Source organism: Actinomadura fulvescens (genome assembly GCF_039533225.1).
Classification (GTDB): domain Bacteria; phylum Actinomycetota; class Actinomycetes; order Streptosporangiales; family Streptosporangiaceae; genus Spirillospora; species Spirillospora fulvescens.
Window position 1 is genome coordinate 1 of the sequence record NZ_BAAATD010000060.1, and the last position, 550, is coordinate 550.

A 550-nucleotide genomic window follows, 5' to 3' on the forward strand; every position below is an offset into this window, starting at 1 on the left:
TCGGCCGACTGTGCTGGTCTGCGTTCATGGTTCCCTCCGGTCGGTGCCGAGCATGCGGTGGACGATGTCGCGCCACGGCTCGGCGATGCGTGGCTCGACCCACATGCCGCGGACGGTGCCGGACGGCATCCGCACGCGCCACCAGGAGCCGCCCTCGTGGAAGAAGGCTCCGACTGTGGTTCCGGTGTCGTGGCACACCGCGACGAAGCTGTCGCCGTCGCCGTTCACGTCGTACACGTCGATCTGCCAGCCGTCCGCCGTCACGCCCATGTGATTCCGCTCCTGGTCTTGTGCGCCTGGGCGACGACGTCCAGGTCGACGTAGGAGATGTCTCCGCGCGGCGACAGCGCGACCAGCCGCACCTTGCCCTTCGACCCGATCGGCTGCCCAGTGAGCGCGAGCGTCACCTGCCGTTCGGCGTTGGCCGCCTGGTCGGTGACGCCGGAGATGCCGCGTGGCTGGCGACCCGCGATCTCCACGTCCCAGGCGTAGAACGTGCCGGGGATCTGAGGCGCGGCGGCGTCGCTCTCGGGGGTAAGCGCCGCCGCCG

2 protein-coding genes are annotated in these 550 nt (G+C 70.5%); both read right to left on the reverse strand.

What is annotated here, in order from left to right:
• Positions 1 to 24 precede the first annotated feature (24 nt).
• On the reverse strand, positions 25 to 270 hold the full coding sequence (locus ABD333_RS47410; RefSeq protein ID WP_344549508.1) for a hypothetical protein: 246 nt from the start codon (positions 268 to 270) through the stop codon (positions 25 to 27).
• A partial coding sequence (locus ABD333_RS47415) for a hypothetical protein (RefSeq protein ID WP_344549509.1) occupies positions 261 to 550 on the reverse strand: 290 nt, incomplete at its 5' end. The genes ABD333_RS47415 and ABD333_RS47410, both read right to left, overlap by 10 nt.

Excerpts from the sequence above, each read along its gene's own strand:
- ABD333_RS47410 (WP_344549508.1), bottom strand. The coding sequence starts at position 270 with ATGGGCGTGACGGCGGACGGCTGGCAGATCGACGTGTACGACGTGAAC.